A 22,011-nucleotide genomic window follows, 5' to 3' on the forward strand; every position below is an offset into this window, starting at 1 on the left:
TTGAAATCTAAATTATGAAAAGCACTACTAGAATTCAGCCTCGACAGTAATTGTCATCGTCTTTTCTAAAATCGGATGATAAAACTGTAACCATTCGGCGTGTAAATGTAAGCGATCGCCTTTTTTTCCATAAATATCATCTCCAACAATCGGACAATTCAAACCTGATTTATGAGCTGAGTGTACTCTTAATTGATGAGTTCTACCGGTTATAGGCCAAAAATGAACTCTTGTTTTACCATTCTTATGTTCTAAAGCACGCCACTTTGTTTTTGCCGGTTTTCCATAATCATAACAAACCAGTTGGCGTGGTCTGTCTTCCAGATCTACCCTTAAAGGCAAGTCAATAGTTCCTTCATTACTTTCAACTAAACCATCTAAAAGTGCTATATAGCGCTTTTGAACAGTTCTATTTATAAACTGGCTCTGCAATTGTATATAAACATCTTTAGACTTTGCGATAAGCATAATACCTGAAGTAGACATATCGAGCCTATGTACTATTAAAGGGCCGGTAGCATCCGGATATTTAACTTTGATACGTTCCAGCACAGAATCTGTCACATTAATCCCGGGAACAGACAAAAACTCCGCAGGTTTATTAACAATGCACAAATAATCGTCATCATACACAATATCAAGCGCTTTACCATCCGCGGGGTTTCTCAACATCGGGTTTTCTTCTACCTCCATCCCCAACAGCATATGATTTAAGATAGGCTCGCATTTTCCTCTGCAAGCCGGATAAAAACTTTTATGCTTTCTTATTTCCGATGCAGGAGATTGTCCCCACCAAAATTCCGCCATGGCTATTGGCTTTAAATCATGAAGAAAAGCGTATTGCAAAAGCTTCGGCGCAGCACATTCACCTGCACCTGCCGGAGGTGCTATATTTAAATCTTCGTTAAAGATTTGAGATAGATTTTTAGTTTCCTTACGGATATTCAGAAATGTATACTGTTCAAAAATCTGTTGCTGTAAAGCCGAGGATTTTTCCTTTCTCAGTTCCTTTAATCTGTTTATCTCTCCCTCGTAACCAAAGAGTTCTCTTTCTATGTTTTCTTGCTGTATTTTAAGAGATTCAAGCGTTAACTTTGCAAAATATTGTTGTTTTAAGCTTTCTTCCTTCAGTTGTTCGCATAGATCCTGATAGTCCTGATCACTTAAACTTGCTTTTGCTGATTCCCTTCGTATTTTCCGATCCTTTTTACCTTCTCTTAATTGCCGTTTTTCTTTTTCTACAGCTAATAATATTTTGGAGACTTCTTCTTCAGTTTGCTTCTTAAGCTTAAGATAATATTCAGATATTTCTAATTCTTCAATCTTTCTGTTAATTGCATTAAGTTCCTTTTCCCCTTCTAAAAAGAATCCGTCTTCCTTTAGAATATCAAAAACAGGAGGAACAAACCCCAAATGATGATTACCGCCAGCCAATTTACCCGAAAAAGCAGATAGATAACCCAATTCTCCTTCTCTATTTTCTACAACTAATACACCAAACATTTTCCCTATAATAAGCCCATTTTGTTTCGGATCGAGCCCAAAATTATGCTGCCAGCCTGTTTGATGTTCTAAATGATGTTGCAATTCCTCAGCAGCCATTATACATAAGGGATGGGGGCTATAATAGAAAGGATAATTAAATTTCCTGGGTAAGAATATATCTTCTACGGATTGAGAAAATCGGGTAAATAAACTTGAAAGCATAAACTCAAATCAAACAGATGCCAAATTTAAGCAATTAAGCTTTCAAGTTTAGAGGTGCTACTTTTTATTTACAATTTCACGTTGTTTTTTAAAGAAATCACATGGATTAACCGGTGTAGATCTTGTGGAATAAAAGGCTTTGTTAAAACGTAATCCATACCTGCCTCCATAGCTGCGTTTTTCTCATCTTCCAATACGGCTGCAGACATAGAAATTATAGGAGTATACTTTTTATCATCGTTAAACTCAGTTCTAATGTGTTTAGTTGCTTCGTACCCCCCCATACCTGGCATGTAGGTATCCATCAAAATAAAATCATAGCTATGCTTTTTCAGCATAGCTATGGCTTCCTGTCCATTTTGAGTAACATCAACTTCTATATTCCAGTTCTTCAAAAACTTAACTACTATAAATTGATTAATTTGATTGTCTTCGGCAACTAAAGCTCTCATACCGGCAAAAGATGTAAGTTCTTCGATATTTTCCGCAGGTGTACTGTAGTTGTTAATCGCCCTAAAAGTTAATTCGAACCAGAAATTGGATCCTTTTCCGTATTCACTGTTAAAATCAATTTTGCCATTCTGCAGTTCAACTAGTTTTTTCACTATCCCCAAACCCAGTCCAGTTCCCCCGTATTTCAAAGAAGTATCATCGTCAGCTTGTTCATAAGATTCAAATATCTTCGCTTTTCTTTCTGGTTGAATCCCAATTCCCGTATCTTTTACCTCGAATTTTACGGTTATATAATCTCCTTCGTGAGATAACTGGTTTACCCGTAAGCTAACATATCCTTTCTCCGTAAATTTAATCGCATTGCTGATTAAGTTCATCAAAATCTGGTTTAACCTTAAAGGATCTGTTTCTATGTATTTAGGTAGCCTTGGATCAATTTCAAGATTTAAATCCAACAATTTCTCATTGGCTTTTGTCCGCATCAACTCAATAGAAGATTTAAGGATATGATAAATATTCACTTCCTTTTTGCTAAGCACAAATTTCCCAGCGTCAATTTTAGATAAGTCTAATATATCGTTAACTACACCTAAAAGCGACTGCGAAGACACTTCCAAAAGCTTAACCATTTGCTTTTGCGCCTCTTCGAGTTCCGTTTGTTTCAATAAGTTGGCTATTCCGATTATTCCATTTAAGGGAGTCCTTAACTCATGACTCATATTAGCCAAAAACGTCTCTTTAACATTCCTTGCCTGTATGGCATCTTCCTTAGAATGGATTAACTGCTCTTCGTATTGTTTCTGCAAAGTATGATTGCTGATACTGAAGAAATACTTCTTCTTACTAAACGTTACTCTGCATTCTGTCCAAACCAGCTCCCCTTTATTGTTCAGTAACTGAAATTCAAAAGTTCTTTCCTTTTCATGATCTAGCTTCAACAGTTCTTCCCTGAAATCTTCCAAGCGATTTTTGGGAACCAGTGAATAAATTGGCCTCTCCAAAACATCTTCCTTCTTAAAGCCCAGTATTTTTTCGATAGACGGATTTAACTCTTCTATCAACTTTGTCCTTTCATCAACAACACAAATAATATCTACAGAATTGGCTATAATTACAGCATACCGTTCCAAAGCCGCATTCTTATGCTTAATTTCTAACTGAGCTTTTGCTAACCGAATAAACGAGTCAACCTTAGCCATAGTAATAATTGGGTCCAGCGGTTTATAGAGATAATCCATAGCTCCTGTAGAAAGCCCTTTCACAGCATATTTGGTTTCCTTAGAAATTGCGGTAACAAATAATATAAGAATATCTTTTGTTCTCGGATGGGACTTTAACATCTCTACCAGTGTGAACCCATCTATGTTGGGCATTTGGACATCTACCAAAGCCAAACAAATATTCTGGTCCCAAGCTAACTTCAAGGCTTCATTTGGAGACGTTGTAGAAATGATATTGATATCATCTCTTTGTATAAGTGCCTCTAGCGCAATAATATTTTCTTCTTTATCGTCGACTATAAGTACGTTAATTTTATCCATTTGCACTTAATATAACTAGGTATTCTTTTATTTGTTCTATCGTTAATATCATTGTTTGGGCTGCCTGAGAAATCGCCGCAGACGGCATGGCATTAAATTTTGCTTCTTGTAAATCCTGAACGATTGTCTTTCCTCCGATTTCCTTTAGAGCCAATAATCCGTCGGCACCATCTCTGTTTGCTCCTGACAGTAAAATTCCCAATATTTTTTTTCCGTAAACATCTATTGCACTTTCAAATGCAACATCAATACTTGGTCTGGAATACCATAATGTTTCTGATTTATCTAACGAAAAAATCTTTTCTTTTTCTATTAAAACATGATAATCCGGCGGGCATAAATACGCAATACCCGGTTCAATCCGTTCTTTATCATTGATTTCCTTTATTTTTACATCCGACTGCTCACTCAACAATTTATCAAGGTCATATTGCGAGCTATATTTCCTATGCAGCACAATAAGAATCGGATACTTAAATCCTTTGGGTAAGCTCCGTACTATGTCTAAAACAGGAAGAAAAGCTCCTGCCGAACCGCCTATTACAATTAACTCTATACTTTCTCTCATATCTTTTGATAAATATTCTCATGAATATCTATAATCCGTAACCTCGATCTTATAGCCGCTGATCTTATCGATTCTTTAGACCCTAATATTAAAAACCCCAGCGGACAAAGACTATCTATAAGAAGGTTTAAAACCCTGTCCTGAAGTTCCTGCTGAAAGTAAATCAAAACATTTCGACAGGAAACTAACTGAAATTCATTAAAAACCCTATCCGAAACAAGATTATGAACGGAAAAAAGCGATTTTTTCTTAAATTCTTCCGTTATAATTGCATTATCGTACATAACAGTATAATAATTAGAAAAAGGCCCTTTCAAATTTACTTTGTAAAAATTCTCGGAATAGAATTTCATCTTTTTCAGAGAATAAATACCTTTTTTTGCTTCTTCCAATACCTCTTCATTAATATCTGTTCCGTAGAAAAAAGACCGCTCATAAAGGTCAAATTCTTTAAACAGGATGGAGAACGAATAAAGCTCTTCTCCGCTTGAACAACCTGAATGCCAAACCTTTATCTGCTGAAAAGAAGACAGATAAGGAATAACATTTTTAATAACACTTTTATACAGATTTGTATCTCTAAACATTTCAGTAACATTAACAGTTACTTCCCTGATCAGATATTCAATAAAAGAGTTATCATTTACAATTTTATTCTTCAGATCGAATACATCCCATTTTCTTAAATTAAGAATACGTTCAAATCTTCGTTTTAAAGATGCCTTACTATACAGAGAAAAGTCAAAATCAAACCGCATTTTTATCATCAATACGACCTCGTCCAACTCTTCAAAAGTTAATTGTTTTAATTTCGTCACAGGTAACATTATCGGTTAAGCTATCCAAATTTTCATAATAGAAATTAATTGATCATTATCAATTGGTTTGGTAATATAATCATTTGCTCCCGCCGAAATACACTTTTCTCTATCATCTTTCATCGCTTTAGCTGTTAATGCTATAATCGGCAGATTTTTCCATTCAATATTTTTTCTAATGTTCTCCATGGTTTCATAACCATCCATTCTCGGCATCATGATATCCATTAGAACAATATCTACTTTTTGTAGTTCTTCCAGTCTTTCCAGCGCCTCTACCCCGTCGTTTGCAATCTCTACTTTCAATCCGCATTGATCCAGCACCGCACTTATCGAGAAAATATTTCTCATGTCATCATCTACAAGTAGCACTGTTTTATTCTTCAATGCAGAATCAGACTCATCCAAAGCGACAGCTTTTCTGTTCGATCTTGCCGGTTCAGTCTCTTTTACCTTGTGCAGAAATAAATTGACTTCATCTATCAACCTGTCTCCAGATTTAGGAGATTTCAAAACCGTTGCATCAGAATATTTAAGAAGCTGCTTCAATTTATCGGGTTCCAGTTCCATTGCCGTATTAATAATTACGGGAACCTTCTTATCCTTCTCCTTAATCTGTGCCAAAAGGTCCATTCCGTTAATATCCGGCAGGTTTAAATCCAAAATAACACAATCGAAAGATTCATTATTCAATGCAGATAAAGCTTCTTTCCCACTCAGTGCCTGAACAACGTCTATATTCTTGTCTTTAAACAACGCTTTCAATGCATCGCTTTGATCTTTCTGATCTTCTACAAGAAGTACTTTTCTTAACGCTTGAGGAGTATTCCTGTTTAAATAATTTTTGAATATTTTATCCAACTCACTATAATCCAATGGCTTTTTCAAAAAAGATATTGCACCTTCTTTCTGCGCTTTTTTATCAGAAAAATCCCCCGCCGACATAATATGAACTGGAATATGAGCTATATTCTGATTATTCTTTATTTCTTTTAAGACATGCCAGCCATCTATTCCCGGCAACATAACGTCCAATAAAATTGCATCAGGTAAATGATTTTCAATTTCATGCACTACGCCTTCCCCGCTATAATATTGTACGGTGTCAAATCCACCTTTCTCAGCATAGTCTTTTAACAGATCATTAAACACTACGTCGTCTTCAACAATTAACAGCAGCGGCTTTTCTCTACGCGGTATTAAGTTATTTTTCTCAAGATCAGATTGCAATTTTTTATCTGAGATATCAGCTATTATACTTTTCACCTGTTCTACCGCGTCTGTCTCCCCGCTGTCTTTTTTCACAAGTTCTTTCGTGGGAATATTTAATGTAAACTCGCTTCCTTTGCCAACTTCACTTTTAAGAGAGATATGGCCATCCATTAATTTCGAAAGCTCCCTGCTAATGGAAAGCCCTAACCCGGTACCTCCATATTCTCTGTTCGTAGAGCCATCTGCCTGTTGAAATGCTTCGAAAATAATTTTTTGTTTATCTTCAGGAATACCTATTCCGGTATCTTTCACAGAAAAACGCAGAAAATCGTCCTTCTCACTCATGTGAACACTTACAGTCCCCTCTTTAGAAGTGAATTTAAAAGCGTTAGAAAGTAAGTTTTTCAAAATCTGCTCTATTCGAAGTCTATCTACATAAATAGTCTCAGGCAATTTAGGATCCCTTTCGATCACAAAATTCACACCTTTCGTATTGGCAACCTCATCAAATAGTTGTTTTAAATCGTCTTCCAAGTCAGCAACGCTCAAATTTTCGGGATTTAACTCAATAAATCCAGATTCTATTTTAGATAAGTCCAGGATGTCATTAATCAACGAAAGAAGGTCTCCGCCTGCCCTATGGATTACACTGGCATATTTAGTTTCATCTTCTGATAAATGCCCTTTTTTGTTTTCTTTTAAGATTTTCGCCAGAATAAGAATGCTATTCAACGGTGTTCTGAGTTCGTGACTCATATTTGCCAAAAACTCAGATTTATATTTACTTGCCTGTTCCAGTTCCTGCATTTTTATAGAAAGCGTATTTTTTGCACTTTCAATTTGCATATTACTGTTTTCAAGTACCTTCGCTTTTTCTTCAAGTTCGATATTAATTTGGCGTAATTCTTCCTGCTGCACACGTAGTTCTTCTTCCGAAGCTTGTAACAGTTCTGTTTTCGATAATAGCTCCTCGTTACTAACCCTTAACTCCTCTTGCTGACTTTCCAACTCTTCGGCTTGTTGCTGGGTTTGTTCGAAAAGTACTTTTAATGTCTCTCTGGATTCTGCCGTGTTAATAGCAACTCCCAATAACTGGGATGAATTGACTATGAAATCTTTAGATGATTCTGATATCTCTTCTGTAAAACCAATCTCCAGTACACCTTTCAGCTTTCCGTTATAAGAAAACGGAACTAATATGCATTGCAAAGGACTTTCTTTAATCAATCCGGATTCTATCTCTAAATTAGCGGCCAGATTTCCCTGTATAATTGTTTCCTTTCCATTTTTTGCAACTTGTGCCACCCAACCATCGGAAGAAATATCAAATCTGGTTTTCATTTTTTCTCCGATTGTCAAACCATAGCCAGAGGTTAATCTCAGCTCCGAACGATTATCCTGATTGACGACATAAATCGCACCTATTTTTCCTCCCGAATACTGCGCAATAGAAGTTACGATATTCTCGCTCATTTCCTGGACAGATAGATCTCCCTGAAGTTTGTCATTCAAAAGACTAATACCAGTTAATAACCAATTTTTCGCCTCGTTTTTTTTATTTAAATCCGCTAAAGAACTGTTTACTTCATCTATTTCCTTTCTGGCTTTCATTTGTTCTTCAAAAGCCGATCTTATTATTTTAAAGAGCAGAAAAACGATAACTAAAATAAGAATGGTTCCTATTATAATAACAATAACAGATCTTGAAAGTGCTCTGTTGGTATTGGCCTTTCTTTGCTCCAGCAGGTTGTGTTCATCTCTCTTTAAATTTCCAGATTCCGATTTTATACTCCTCATTAGAGTTATTCCGTCTTCAGCAAGTTCAGATTCAGACTTTTCGCCTTTATATCTGTTTTTCTTTATATCCAGCAAATCTTCCATCACCTTCACTTTTCGTACCACCAGACTTTGAAGCTTATCTACGCGTTGTAAAGTTCTTTTATTATCGCTTACTAACTCTCTCAGAATAGCGCAACTATCCTCTATATCTCTTATATTTTTCTGATACTCCTGATAAAAGATATCATATCCTCTTAAAAGATATCCGCGATGATTAGCTTCAGCCTCTGACATTAGTGCCACCAGCTGATTATTTTCACTAATAACTTTTTCTGTGTGTAAAACCCAATCATATTCCTTTTCTACCCCTTTTAAACTTAAATAGGCAAAAATTTGAACAAAAGCTATGAGTATTAAGGATGCCGAAATACCAAAAAACAACCTTTTACGTATCGATTTATCCATATAAAAATTTAGACTTTTTTAGTTGCTTATAAAGCTATAAAAAAAGAGGACTAAAGTCCTCTTTTTATTTATTCATTATATTCATTTTCTCCGAGAAATGTTCACAATAATCTTTCAGATCACCCATTAGTTTTTCGGCCATCGGATCACCCCCCGATGCCCTTAAAAAAGCATCACCCATTTGCAGTAAATTCTGACAAAAGAAAATCTTCATTTCATCATAAGGCATATCTTTCGTCCACAAATCTATCCTCAGAGTATTCTGATATCCCGGATCCCAAAGTCCCAACATCATAGACTTAACAGGCAAAGCATCCTGATTTTCGCCGTCTGTAGATTCCCATGTTATATTCTCCGGTACATTATTATCATCTAATTCAACCGTTAACTTGATTTCTGCTTTTCTCATATCTTTTTAAAAATTAATATCATTGCAACTATTAATACTATAAACGAAGTCTGGATGATCCAAACCCATTTACGATCAGGAACCATTCGTCTAAAAAGTACGTCAGTTATAAAAAGTACTATTGCTAAAATTAAAGTGTAAAGTACCTTTAAATTGGCTCCGGATAAAGGCGATTCGTTATTACCAAATAAAAAAAAGCCAGCATAAAAAACACATATTGCAACAACAATGCTCAGTGGTGTTATTTTAATGTCGGATAATCTCATTTTCTTTTGTTTTTACCAAAACTTCCTTTAGGCGGTATTTTACCTGTAGTCTTAGCTCTTTGCGCTTTAAATTTAGCTTTCTGGTTTGGAGTCTTTTTATCATGGAACGCTCCCTTAAATTCAGGATCCTCTTTCCTTTTTTGATTATCGATTTCGCGGGCTATCGCCTGACGTTCTTCATAAGCGGTATCTTCTATAAAAACTTTTGAAGGAATGTCTTTAACAGGAATTTGCTGGCGAATCAATTTTTCTATTTTACGGATAGAATATTCCTCTGCAGGATTACAAAACGTGATAGCCTTACCCTGGCTAAAAGCTCTTCCAGTTCTACCAATACGATGAACGTAATCTTCGTAAACAACAGGAACTTCAAAGTTGATAACATGAGAAACCGAACTGACATCGATTCCCCTTGCAGCAACATCTGTTGCTACCAAAATCCTTACTTCGTCATTTTTAAAGGAATTTATAGAGTTGATTCTGGTATTCTGACCTTTATTGGCATGTAATACCTTCACATGATTTTCATTAAATCTGCGCAACAAAAAACGATATACATTTTCAGCAACAACCCTTGTTCTGCAAAAAATAATCAGCTTAGAAACATCCGGATCGTCTTCTACGAAAATCTTCAATAAGTTTATTTTCGTCTTCAAATTAGGAACAAAGTAAAGTTCCTGTTCTACCGTCTCTGCTGGCGTTGCCTGCGGCGTAACCTCCACCTTGGTCGGCCAAAGCAAAAAATTTTCAGACAAGCGCTCGACCTTTTCACTCATTGTTGCAGAGAACAACAAATTTTGACGCTTCTTTGGAACTATCTCCAGTACCTTATTAATCTGCGGCATAAAGCCCATATCCATCATCTTATCTGCCTCGTCCAATACCAGAAACTGAAGCTTCTTGGTGACGATATGTCCATCTAGATATAGGTCCATAAACCTTCCCGGGGTAGCTATTAGTATATCTGCACCTTTAGCTAACTGATCGGCTTGCGCTTTAGGTCCAATACCTCCAAAAACTACTACCGAACGTAAATCGGTATATTTTGAAAAGATTTTCACATTCTCTTCTATCTGCAATGCCAGCTCTCTTGTTGGCGCTAAAATAAGTGCCCGGATATCATCGCCCTGTGCAAATTTCAACTTCATGATCATGGGTAAAACATAAGCAGCTGTTTTCCCGGTCCCTGTTTGAGCAATTCCCAGAACATCCTGCCCGTTTAAAATAGGTGGAATGGCTTTTTCTTGTATAGGTGTTGGTTGAGTATACCCAGCCTCTTCTATAGCATTTAATATTTGTCTGTTAAATTTAAAGTCTTCGAAGTTTTTAGACATAGCCACAAAGATAAATTTTAGATTTAAGAGTAACGATTTTAGTCATATAAAGATGACAAACGAGGTACATTACTCCCATCAGTATTTATAAATGTTTAGAACCTATCGCTAATTCTCTGATATTACTTCTGAATAGATTATCTATATATCTAATATTTACCCATATTTCATCCATGTTGAGTCCATGTTTTATTAAGAAAATATGGACTTAATATAGTACCATATCAAATTAAATAAGTTTACTAAAAGAATCAGTTCTAGTATTGGTACAAACACTTATGCCTATGTCTTTTTTCTATGGTTTCCGGATTTTCTTTACTAAAATAAGAGTATTAAAATCTGAGTATTTCACTTTTAAAATTCCGTAATTTGCAACATGTCAAAATTCCTTATAAAAAATGCTACCATTGTCAACGAAGGAAAGCAGTTTGTTGGCGATGTTCTTATAGAAAATGATAGAATAGCTAAAATAGCGACATCTATACAAGATAGCTCTGCTGTAGAAATTAATGCAGAGGGCAAATACTTATTACCAGGCTGTATTGATGATCAGGTCCATTTTAGAGAACCTGGATTGACCCATAAAGCCGAAATATATACAGAAGCGAAAGCTGCTGTTGCAGGGGGTATCACTTCTTTTATGGAGATGCCTAACACGGTTCCGAATACATTAACACAGGAATTACTCGCAGAAAAATATGCTCTTGGAGCTCAGAAGTCGTTGGCTAACTACTCATTTTACATGGGGGCTGGCAACGATAATCTGGAAGAGGTTTTAAAGACCAATCCAAAAGACGTGTGCGGAGTAAAGGTTTTCATGGGTTCTTCGACAGGAAATATGCTGGTTGATAATGAGAAAACCCTGAACGGCATTTTTGGAGAGGTTCCGATGTTAATTGCTACGCATTGCGAAGACGAAGCTACTATAAAGCATAACCTGGCAGTTTTTAAAGAGAGATATGGAGATCATATCACTCCTGAGATGCACCCAATGATCAGGAGTGCAGAGGCTTGTTATATTTCCTCTTCTTTTGCGGTAGATTTAGCTAAAAGGCACAATACGAGATTGCATATTCTTCATATTTCGACAGGTAAGGAAACTAATTTGTTCAGGAATGACATTTCATTGGCTGAGAAAAGAATTACTGCAGAAGCTTGTATCCATCATATGTGGTTCAACGATAAGGATTATGCGACCAAAGGGAATTGGATAAAATGGAACCCTGCTGTAAAAACAGAAACCGATCAGAATCAAATACTACAAGCCTTACTAGATGGTAGAATTGATGTCGTAGCGACAGATCACGCACCGCATACTATTCAGGAAAAAGAACAAACTTATCTGTCTGCTCCTTCTGGTGGGCCTTTGGTTCAGCATGCATTAAATGCCATGTTAGAATTATATCATCAGGGAAAAATCACCTTGGAACAGGTAGTCGAAAAAATGGCTCATAACGTTGCGGTTTGTTTCCAGATTGCAGACAGAGGATTTATACGTGAGGGGTATAAAGCCGATTTAGTGTTAGTTGATTTAAACAAAGACTTTACGGTTGAAAGAAGTAATGTTCTATCTAAATGTGGATGGTCTCCGTTTGAAGGTCAAAGATTTAATTCTATAGTAACTCATACTTTTGTAAGCGGACACTTGGCTTACGAAAACGGAACTTTCAACGAGTCTAAAAAGGGTGAACGTATGCTATTTAATCGTTAAAAAATAAAACCTGCTTTTGCTTGATTACATTTCAATAACAATGCATCAGGCAAAAGTGCGTACCTTTACAGTTCATTTTGATTTACGATTTACGATTTCTAATGACAATGACTAAATGAGCTAGTGCACAAGATCATCTTTTGGGAAACTAAAATTAGCGACTAGTAAACTAAGGAACTAAAATTTAACATGGCTAAGATTTCAATTAACCTGGCAACAGGTTCATTACAAAAAGAAGATATAATTGTTGGTATCGATTTAGGTACAACAAACTCTTTGATATCCTTTATCAATCCAGACAACAAACCTCAGGTAATTAACGACTCGGGAAAGGGAATTCTTGTTCCTTCGGTTATTCACTTTGACGAAAACAATACTCCTGTTGTCGGCAACGAAGCTAAAGACTTTTTAATCTCAGACCCTCAGAACACTATTTTTTCTGTAAAAAGGTTACTAGGACGTTCTTATAAAGATATCCAAAATCATGAAGATTACTTCTCCTATAAGATTATAGATGATGATAATGATGAGAGTTTGGTAAAAATTAAAATTGGAGAAAACTATTACACGCCCATTGATCTTTCTGCCGTAATTTTAAGTGAATTGAAGGCCAGAGCCGAACACGCATTAAAAACAAAAGTAAACCGGGCTGTAATTACTGTTCCTGCTTATTTTAACGACTCGCAGAGACAGGCAACAAGAGATGCGGGCAAATTAGCTGGTTTAGATGTTCTGCGTATTGTGAATGAGCCTACTGCTGCATCTTTAGCTTACGGAATAGGATTAAGCCCCGAAGAAGAGAAAACCATTGCTGTTTATGATTTGGGCGGCGGTACTTTCGATATCTCAATCCTTAAAATTCAAAATGGCATTTTCGAAGTGTTATCTACTCATGGGAACACCTTTTTAGGTGGTGACGACTTCGACCGAGCCATTGTAGACTATTGGATTAAGCAAAATAATCTGCAAGAAAACATCCCGTATCAGGCATTAAGGTTAAAAGCCGAAGAAGCGAAGAAATCTTTTACACACCAAAATTTATTCAATGAAAAGATCGGCGATATCTTTTGTGCAATTGATAAGCAAACCTTTGAAAGCTTAATTGCTGATAAAGTAAATGAAACTTTAATTTCGTGTAAAAACGCATTAACTGATGCCGGCCTTCAAACTTCAGATATTGATGAAGTTATTATGGTTGGGGGCTCTACCAGAACCGATTTGGTAAAAAGAAAGGTAGCGGAATTTTTCGAAAAAGAAGTAAATGATGCTATTAACCCTGATGAGGTGGTATCTTTAGGCGCGGCGATACAGGCTGATGTTTTATCTGGAAACAGAAAAGATATTCTATTATTAGATGTTACTCCGCTTTCTTTAGGTATAGAAACCATGGGCGGATTAATGGACACCATCATCCCTAGAAATTCTAAAATCCCAACCAAGGCCGGACGACAATATACCACTTCTGTTGATGGCCAGGTGAATATGAAAATATCTGTTTATCAAGGCGAAAGAGATTTAGTTAAGGAAAACAGAAAATTAGCCGAATTTGATCTAAAAGGGATTCCTTCTATGCCAGCCGGCTTCCCTAAGGTTGATATTAATTTTCTATTGAACGCTGATGGTATTTTAACGGTAGAAGCCATCGAGCTACGCTCGGGAGTGAAGCAGCACATCGATGTAAAACCTACTTATGGCCTTAAAGATGAAGAGGTTGAAAAGATGTTATTGGACTCTGTATTGAACGCAAAAGATGATGTTGCACAACGTATGGTTATTGAAGCCAGAACTGAAGGCGAACAAATGGTATATACTGCCGAGCGTTTTATCGAAAAGAATACTAACTTTTTAACGAAAGATGAGATTAATGAAACTCAAAGACTAATTGCAGCATTAAAAAACGAATTAGGGAGCAACGACAAGGATAAAATTCACTCTGCTATTGATACTTTAAATGAATATACAAGACCTTTTGCTGAGCGACTGATGGATCACGCGATCTCTCATGCTATGAAGGGAAAAAGTATTGAGTAGGGAATCAAAATATAAATTAAAATGCCCGAAATTTTATAAATTTCGGGCATTTTAATTTTGCAGTCTTTTTAATTAATAGTCTGAGGCAAATAATTCTCTAAAGCGGCTTTCAGCTTAGGATCATATCCATAAACATCATCCACCCAAGTAATCCCATCTTTATCATCTGCAAAAGCAGTATAATAAGCCAAATATACTTTTACAGGATCTTTAACTTTCACCCATCTTGATTCATTATCGCTACCAGTAATTTCAGATTTCACTTTTTCACTTTCCTTCTGATCGTTTAAAAGAAAATCAACCAATTTTAAAGGTTGCTCTACCCTAACGCAACCGTGGCTAACCGCCCGGTTTTTTTCATTGAACATCTGCTTTGCTGGTGTGTCATGCAAATAAATAGCGTAAGGATTATAAAATATAAACTTAACCCTACCCAAAGAATTATCTGAACCAGGGTTCTGTTTAAAAGAATAATCATCGACACTCGCCGAACTCCAGTCTACGCTTTGTGCATTAACAGCAGCACCGGATTTATCATAAGCCACCATATTGCTTTCGTCCAGATAAGAAGGATTCTCGACTAACTTGGTCATAATTTCCTTTCCTGCTATGCTTTTAGGAATATTCCAAACCGGATTTATCTGCATTCTGTCTATGGTGCCACTTAACACAGGTGTTTCGTGGTTTTGACCATTTTTAGAGTAAGGAGGATTAGCCGTAGCGCCTACACAAACCTTCATCGCCAGTGCTTCTTTATGATTGTCATAAAGTCGCAGTTTAAATTCCGGAATATTTACCAAAATAAACTTTTCAGGGAAATCAGAGATTTTCCAGCGCAGTCTCTCCAAATTCAAAAATATCCTCTCTTTCTGATCTCCTGATAGACCCTTTTGCATCTCTGCTTGTAGTGCTGTATAAACAGCATTTTTAGGTTGCAAATCACGAAGGAAGCTGATAAGATCCATTTGTTCCAGCATCTTTTGCGATTCAATAAAATCAGGCCTTTCTATAGAATCAAAATATCTTCCATAAAGCTTTTTAGGATTTATAGCTCCATATTTTAAGATATTTGCGTAATTAATCAAACCGTCGGCACTTAAAATCTCCAACCTGGCTAACACAGGATATATTTCTTCTATTTTTTTAAATCTAGTTTTTTTAACACTGTCCAATAGGTTTGCAATATCATCTGAGTGGAAATAAACTGGATTTAAACCGTGTACTTCAGAATTCGATAAATGACCTGATAGACTGTCTAAGCCGCCATCTAGTAGAAAACTTCCTAATAGCGTGAGCCTGTTACCTTCTTCACTATAGATTTTATTTAACCATTTTGGATGATGAACCTGCCTAATTTCTTTTTTTAATTGTTCTGCAAATACGGAATAATATGCCGCGGTATCAAAATCTTTGTAGGCTTTGCTTTTAAAAGCTTTGGACAAGCTCCTTCCAAACTCTTCATGTTTGTATTTTTTACAAGACACCAAAAAAAATAGTGTAAACGACAGTAGAATAAATATATGTTTAAACTTCATAAGGATTGTTTTCATCCTCTAATACAATTAGTATGCCTGCATAATAAGTATATTAAATAGTTATTTATTTTCTCCGTAAACAACGAAATAATTACAATTAGTCATTGATTCAATCACAATACTTTATATATTTGCGGTATCTAATATTTCTCATCAAAAGGAAATTATTAAAAGAGACAAAATGAACAAGTTTTTGAACACTGTACATCATCATCTGCATCATCGCCATTTGGGCGGTGTTATATAGTATGTTTTGTACGTCAAAACGGTTTGTCATTTTATCAAAAAATCAGTCTTTTATTAATAATTTAAAATCATCTTGAAAACTTTAAAAATAGCTATCCAGAAGTCGGGAAGACTTAACGAAAAATCTGTTGAATTACTAAAAAACTGTGGTCTAAGTTTCGAAAACTATAAAAGTTCTTTAATTTCCTCTGTATCTAATTTCCCATTGGAAATCCTTTTTTTAAGGGATGATGATATTCCGGAATACGTTCAGGACGGTATCGCTGATATAGGAATAGTTGGGGAAAACGTGATACAGGAAACTCAGGTAGAGGTTGCTTATCTACAGCGCTTAGGTTTTGGAAAATGTAAGCTTAAGTTAGCTGTCCCTGTAGACAGTTCTATTAAGACGGTAAAAGATTTGGAAGGAAAGGCTATCGCTACTTCTTATCCAAATATTTTAAAGAATTTCCTTACAAAGGAAAGCATTAATGCAGATATCAAAATGATTTCAGGTTCTGTTGAGATTGCTCCGGGATTAGGATTAAGCGATGCTATTTTCGATATCGTTTCTACTGGTGGAACTTTAAAAAACAACGGGTTAAAACCTTTTCATGATGTAATTTCTTCTGAAGCCATTTTGATTGGTAGAAAAGGTGAAGAGGATGAAGAATTAATTCAGGAATTGATTCAAAGGATACAGTCTGTTCTTCGTGCTAAAGACAATAAATATATTGTGCTAAATGTAGAGCGTAAAAATCTGGAAAAAGTGACTGCCTTATTGCCGGGAGTAAAAAGTCCTTCGGTGATTGCTTTGGCTGATGAAAACTGGGTTGCTGTACACACAGTAATTCCTGAAAAGGATTTCTGGGATAGAATCAATGAATTGAAAAGTGCAGGTGCGCAAGGTATTTTAGTAATGCCAATAGAAAAAATCATTATGTAATTCAATTACATGCTGAACAATGATGAAAACATATAAATACAACGAATTAAGTGAAGCTGCTGTTTGGGGACTGGTTTCCAGAAATGCAGACAGCAATAACGAAATTCGCGGTGCTGTGGAAAATATTATTGCAGAAGTAAAAGCAAATGGTGATGACGCGCTAAAAGCTTTTGCCAGCAGATTTGATAAAGTAGAGCTAGACCAAATGTTTATTGGCAAGCAAGCGATTGCAGAACTAGCCAATAATATAGAGGAAGATGTAAAGCAAGCTATTACTGTAGCTTATCAAAATATCAGAAAGTTTCATGAGACACAAAGAGCTCGTGAAGAAAAAACAGAAACATCAGTCGGAGTAACCTGCTGGAGAGAAGTAAGGGCTATTGAAAAGGTAGGTTTATACATTCCGGGCGGTTCTGCAGTTTTACCAAGTACTTTTTTGATGTTGGGTATTCCTGCAAAAATTGCTGGCTGTAAAGAAATTGTAGTCTGCTCTCCTCCTCAGAAAAACGGATCTATAAATGGTTACGTGGCTTATGTAGCGCAATTGCTGGGTATCGAGAAAGTATATCTTGCTGGTGGTGCACAAGCTGTTGCCGCTATGGCTTACGGAACGGAAAGTATTCCTAAAGTAGATAAAATCTTTGGTCCCGGAAATCAGTTTGTCACTATGGCAAAAACCATTATACAGTCCACCACAAACACTGCTATAGATATGCCTGCCGGTCCTTCCGAAGTTTTGGTATTGGCTGATGAAACGGCAAATCCTAAATATGTAGCTGCCGATTTATTAGCTCAGGCGGAACACGGTGCAGATAGTCAGGCTGTTTTGGTTTGTACTGATGAAAATATACTTGAACAATCTATTCTGGAAGTAGAAAAACAAATTAAAACTCTACCCAGACAGGAAATCGCAGCCAAAGCTATTGCCAACTCCTATGCTGTTTTAGTTGATAGTTTAGCAAAAGGAATGGATTTTAGCAATATTTACGCTCCGGAACACTTAATTCTGGCTACAGAAAAGTGGTCGGCAATTACGGATAAAATAGTTAATGCAGGTTCTGTTTTCCTAGGAAATTTGACCCCGGAAAGCGCGGGTGACTATGCTAGTGGAACTAACCATACTTTGCCAACAAGTGCTTATGCAAAATCTTATTCTGGTGTTTCTTTAGATTCTTTTGTAAAGAAGATCACCTTCCAGCACATTAGTGCAGAAGGAATAAGGAATTTAGGACCAACTGTCGAAATTCTGGCAGAAATTGAGGGCTTACATGCACATAAAAATGCAGTAACGGTTAGATTGTCGGACAATAAATAAGGATTCGAAATGTCATTCAACATCGATAATATAATAAGAGAAAATATCAAAAAGCTAAAGTCCTACTCTTCTGCAAGAGACGAATTTCAGGGTGAAGCTTCTGTATACCTGGATGCTAACGAGAACGCTTTTGGTTCTCCATTGGAAAAAAACTACCACCGCTATCCAGATCCAATGGCGCATGCTGTTAAATTGGAACTAAGCAAAATTAAAGGCGTTCCACCTCGTAACATTTTTTTGGGAAATGGTAGTGACGAGGCTATAGATATTCTATTCAGAAGCTTTTGCAATCCGGGAATTGACAATGTGATTATCGTCCCTCCGACGTATGGGATGTATGAAGTTTCAGCTAATATTAATGATATCTCTTTAAAAAGGGTAAATCTTACGCCAGATTACCAATTAGATTTAGAAGGAATCGCAGCTGCAATAGATGTGCATACTAAAATGATTTTTATTTGCTCACCAAACAATCCTACCGGTAACAGCATCCGCAGAGAAGACGTAGAAACACTGTTAGCCAATTTCAATGGATTAGTAGTTGTGGATGAAGCCTATATTAATTTTTCCAGACAAAAATCCTTTATTCAGGAATTGACAGAATATAGCAACCTGGTGGTTTTACAAACTCTTTCAAAAGCCTGGGGATTGGCAGGCTTACGTGTGGGAATGGCTTTTGCAAGTGAAGAAATCATAGAAATTTTCAATAAAGTAAAGCCTCCTTATAATATGAATGAAGCTTCGCAGGAATTGGCTTTAGCTGCACTAAAAAATGTAGACCAGGTTAATGAATGGATTAAGCATATTCTAAAAGAAAGAGATAATCTGGTTCTTACTTTGAAAGGCTTTGATTTTGTTTTGGATATCTATCCATCTGATGCCAATTTCATTCTGGTAAAAACCACCGATGCCAATGCTGTTTATAATTATTTGGTTGAACAGGGTATTATTATCAGAAACAGAAACAAAGTAGAGCTTTGCGAAGGCTGTGTGCGTATTACTATTGGTACGCCTGAAGAAAACAACACATTAACAGAAGCTCTTAAAAATTTTAGAGTTTAGAATTATGCAAAAGATATTCTCTTTGGGGATATCTTAAGCTAGACAACGAATAACTAAAGACTAAAACTGAAATGTCGAAGATACTTTTTATTGACCGGGACGGTACTTTAATTTTAGAGCCAGCGGACGAACAGATTGATTCTTTTGCTAAACTTATTTTTTACCCTGGTGCAATTAGCAATCTTGCTAAAATTGCAAAGGAACTGGATTACAAGCTGGTAATGGTAAGTAATCAGGATGGTTTGGGAACTGAGGCTCATCCTGAAGAAAACTTTTGGCCTGTACAAAACTTCATTATCGAAACTTTAAAAAATGAGGGTATAGATTTTGATGAAGTTATTATCGACAAAACTTTCGCAAGAGACAATGCGCCTACCCGTAAACCGGGAACTGCTTTATTGACTCATTTTTTTGATAAAGAAAAATACGATTTAGCGAATTCTTTCGTGATAGGTGACAGATTAAATGATGTTGTTTTAGCTAAAAACTTAGGTGCAAAAGCCATTTGGCTAAATAATAATCCTGAATTAGGAGCTTCGGAAGCACAAAACAAAATTGATAATGCTCACGAAATAATCGCTTTAGAAACCACAGACTGGGAAAAAGTTTATGAATTCCTTAAAGTTGGAAAAAGGGCTGTTAAACATGTAAGAAAAACCAAGGAAACGGATATTACTATCGAACTTAACCTGGACGGAAAAGGCGATGCTAATATTTCTACAGGGCTTCATTTCTTCGACCATATGCTGGATCAGATTGCCAGACATGGGGGTATTGACTTAACAGTGATCACTAAAGGCGATTTACATATTGACGAACACCATACTATTGAAGATACTGGTATAGCTTTGGGTGAAGCATTTCTGGAAGCTTTGGGCGACAAAAAAGGTATCGAAAGATACGGTTTCTGTTTACCAATGGATGATTGTTTAGCACAAGTAGCTTTAGATTTTGGAGGCAGAAACTGGATTGTTTGGGACGCTGAATTTAAAAGAGAAAAAGTTGGTGATATGCCTACAGAAATGTTTTTCCATTTCTTTAAATCTTTTTCAGATGCATCAAAATCCAATCTGAATATCAAAGCAGAAGGTGATAACGAACACCATAAAATAGAAGCGATATTCAAAGCTTTTGCAAAAGCAATTAAAATAGCTATCAAACGCGATATTAACAATATGCGTTTACCTAGCACTAAGGGATTGTTATAAGAAAGTTATAAGTATAAAGTTTAAAGTTATAAGTTGACTAACTAATAACTGACAACTAACAACTAAATACTGAACATGATAGGCATTGTAAATTACGGAGCTGGAAATATATTCTCTCTCACTTCAGCGTTGGAAAGATTGGGCTTAAGTTATGGCATGATCAATACGGAAGCTGATTTTGATAAATATGAGAAAATAATTATCCCTGGAGTTGGACATGCAGGTACTGCCATGCAAAAATTAAAAGAAACAGGATTGGTTCCCGCTATTAAGGCTTTAACCAAACCTGTACTTGGAATTTGTGTAGGGATGCAACTATTGACTAATTTTTCTGAAGAGGGAAATTCTGACCTTTTAGGTATTATTCCGCTTAAAACACTTCGCTTTAAAGAAGAAGTTTCAAAAAAGGTTCCGCATATGGGTTGGAACCAGATAAAGCCGATAAATGACAGTCCTATTTTCACTGGAATTGCTGATAAAACATACTTTTACTTCGTACACTCCTATTTTATAGAATTTAATACTAAATTTACAGCCGCAATTTGTGAATACGGGATTGACTTCTCGGCAGCAATACAAAAAGATAACTTTTATGCAGTTCAGTTTCACCCTGAGAAATCTGGTGAGGCCGGTGAAAGACTGCTTAAAAATTTTGCAAACTTATAATAAATAGAAAATGTATATCATTCCAGCAGTAGATGTTCTTAATCAAAAAGTTGTTAGACTTCGCGAAGGCGATTACAATCAGGTGACGGAGTACGAAGTTTCTTTAGAAGAACAAATTACGACATATCAATCTAACGGAACCGAGTTTGTACATATTATCGACTTAAACGGTGCTAAAGGAGATTTTAGCAATCAACAATATTTATTCGACATCATTAAGAAAACTGATATGAAAGTTCAGTATGGTGGTGGTGTTAGAAGTGTAGAAAAAGTAAAAGAATTAATTGACGCGGGAATCCACCGTGTTATCGTGGGTACTCAAGCCATTACCAACCCGAGCTTTCTGGAAGATTTAAGCAAGGAAGTTTCTGGTAATAAAAAACTCTCTGACCATATTGTTGTCGCTATCGATGTATTGGACGAAGTAATTAAATATTCTGGTTGGATGGAAAGTTCCCCTATCAAATTATTGGATTACGTAGACAAATGTCTGAATTTAGGTTTCTTCAGATTTCTTTGTACAGACATTAGCAAAGACGGTAAGCTAGGTGGTGCAGGCGTGGAATTATACAAAAAACTGTTGGCCCACTCTCCTTTTATCAAACTAATTGCTTCAGGCGGTATCAGTTCAATGAAAGATATTGAGGAATTAAACCATTTGAAATTAGAATCTTGCGTTGTTGGTAAAGCGATTTACGAAAACCGTATCTCCATTGAAGATGTGAAAATGTGGAACTTAAAAGCATTAACTTCTTTATAA

At 36.1% G+C, this 22,011-nt stretch carries 16 protein-coding genes; 8 read left to right on the forward strand and 8 right to left on the reverse strand.

The window, feature by feature from the left end:
• Positions 1-27: 27 nt before the first annotated feature.
• The 7 genes from PEDSA_RS08515 to PEDSA_RS08550 form a co-directional block, all read right to left on the reverse strand.
• Positions 28-1,602, reverse strand: coding sequence for an RluA family pseudouridine synthase (locus PEDSA_RS08515; RefSeq protein WP_218916231.1), 1,575 nt, complete (start codon positions 1,600-1,602; stop codon positions 28-30).
• Between the two features lie 173 nt (positions 1,603-1,775).
• Complete coding sequence (locus PEDSA_RS08520) at positions 1,776-3,701, reverse strand: response regulator (protein ID WP_013632751.1); 1,926 nt, start codon at positions 3,699-3,701, stop codon at positions 1,776-1,778.
• Positions 3,694-4,269, reverse strand: a complete 576-nt coding sequence (locus tag PEDSA_RS08525) for a chemotaxis protein CheB (RefSeq protein WP_013632752.1) — start codon at positions 4,267-4,269, stop codon at positions 3,694-3,696. The genes PEDSA_RS08520 and PEDSA_RS08525 overlap by 8 nt, the downstream gene beginning before the upstream one ends.
• Entirely contained in the window at positions 4,266-5,096 is an 831-nt protein-coding gene (locus tag PEDSA_RS08530; RefSeq protein ID WP_013632753.1) for a CheR family methyltransferase, read from the reverse strand. The genes PEDSA_RS08525 and PEDSA_RS08530 overlap by 4 nt, the downstream gene beginning before the upstream one ends.
• A gap of 6 nt (positions 5,097-5,102) precedes the next feature.
• Positions 5,103-8,543 (reverse strand): response regulator, encoded by a 3,441-nt coding sequence (locus PEDSA_RS08535; RefSeq protein WP_013632754.1) that lies wholly within the window; start codon positions 8,541-8,543, stop codon positions 5,103-5,105.
• A 64-nt stretch (positions 8,544-8,607) separates the two neighbouring features.
• Complete coding sequence (gene gldC, locus PEDSA_RS08540; protein ID WP_013632755.1) at positions 8,608-8,952, reverse strand: gliding motility protein GldC; 345 nt, start codon at positions 8,950-8,952, stop codon at positions 8,608-8,610.
• A 262-nt stretch (positions 8,953-9,214) separates the two neighbouring features.
• A complete protein-coding gene (locus PEDSA_RS08550; protein ID WP_013632757.1) occupies positions 9,215-10,552 on the reverse strand; it encodes a DEAD/DEAH box helicase in 1,338 nt (445 codons plus the stop codon).
• Positions 10,553-10,928: 376 nt separating this feature from the next.
• Here PEDSA_RS08550 and PEDSA_RS08555 point away from each other — a divergent pair, with 376 nt between their 5' ends.
• The gene (locus PEDSA_RS08555) at positions 10,929-12,263 is read left to right on the forward strand and encodes a dihydroorotase (protein ID WP_013632758.1); all 1,335 of its coding nucleotides are present in this window, start codon (positions 10,929-10,931) and stop codon (positions 12,261-12,263) included.
• Positions 12,264-12,452: 189 nt separating this feature from the next.
• On the forward strand, positions 12,453-14,294 hold the full coding sequence (gene hscA, locus PEDSA_RS08560) for a Fe-S protein assembly chaperone HscA (protein ID WP_013632759.1): 1,842 nt from the start codon (positions 12,453-12,455) through the stop codon (positions 14,292-14,294).
• Between the two features lie 68 nt (positions 14,295-14,362).
• Here hscA and PEDSA_RS08565 read toward each other — a convergent pair whose 3' ends face one another.
• Positions 14,363-15,829 (reverse strand): L,D-transpeptidase family protein, encoded by a 1,467-nt coding sequence (locus tag PEDSA_RS08565; protein WP_148233519.1) that lies wholly within the window; start codon positions 15,827-15,829, stop codon positions 14,363-14,365.
• 319 nt (positions 15,830-16,148) lie between these two features.
• On the opposite strand from PEDSA_RS08565, the gene hisG reads away from it, so the two are divergent.
• The 6 genes from hisG to PEDSA_RS08595 all read left to right on the forward strand — a co-directional run bounded on the left by hisG (position 16,149) and on the right by PEDSA_RS08595 (position 22,011).
• Positions 16,149-17,000: an ATP phosphoribosyltransferase gene (gene hisG / locus PEDSA_RS08570; RefSeq protein WP_013632761.1), complete on the forward strand. Its 852-nt coding sequence runs from the start codon at positions 16,149-16,151 to the stop codon at positions 16,998-17,000.
• A 22-nt stretch (positions 17,001-17,022) separates the two neighbouring features.
• A complete protein-coding gene (gene hisD, locus PEDSA_RS08575) occupies positions 17,023-18,315 on the forward strand; it encodes a histidinol dehydrogenase (RefSeq protein WP_013632762.1) in 1,293 nt (430 codons plus the stop codon).
• Between the two features lie 9 nt (positions 18,316-18,324).
• A complete protein-coding gene (hisC, locus tag PEDSA_RS08580; RefSeq protein ID WP_013632763.1) occupies positions 18,325-19,377 on the forward strand; it encodes a histidinol-phosphate transaminase in 1,053 nt (350 codons plus the stop codon).
• Positions 19,378-19,448: 71 nt separating this feature from the next.
• A complete protein-coding gene (gene hisB, locus PEDSA_RS08585; protein WP_013632764.1) occupies positions 19,449-20,585 on the forward strand; it encodes a bifunctional histidinol-phosphatase/imidazoleglycerol-phosphate dehydratase HisB in 1,137 nt (378 codons plus the stop codon).
• A gap of 75 nt (positions 20,586-20,660) precedes the next feature.
• Positions 20,661-21,251 carry an imidazole glycerol phosphate synthase subunit HisH gene (gene hisH, locus PEDSA_RS08590; protein ID WP_013632765.1) on the forward strand — a complete coding sequence of 197 codons (591 nt, stop codon included), beginning with the start codon at positions 20,661-20,663 and terminating at the stop codon, positions 21,249-21,251.
• A gap of 10 nt (positions 21,252-21,261) precedes the next feature.
• Complete coding sequence (locus PEDSA_RS08595; RefSeq protein ID WP_013632766.1) at positions 21,262-22,011, forward strand: 1-(5-phosphoribosyl)-5-[(5-phosphoribosylamino)methylideneamino]imidazole-4-carboxamide isomerase; 750 nt, start codon at positions 21,262-21,264, stop codon at positions 22,009-22,011.

The sequence above is a fragment of the Pseudopedobacter saltans DSM 12145 genome, from assembly GCF_000190735.1.
Lineage (GTDB): Bacteria > Bacteroidota > Bacteroidia > Sphingobacteriales > Sphingobacteriaceae > Pseudopedobacter > Pseudopedobacter saltans.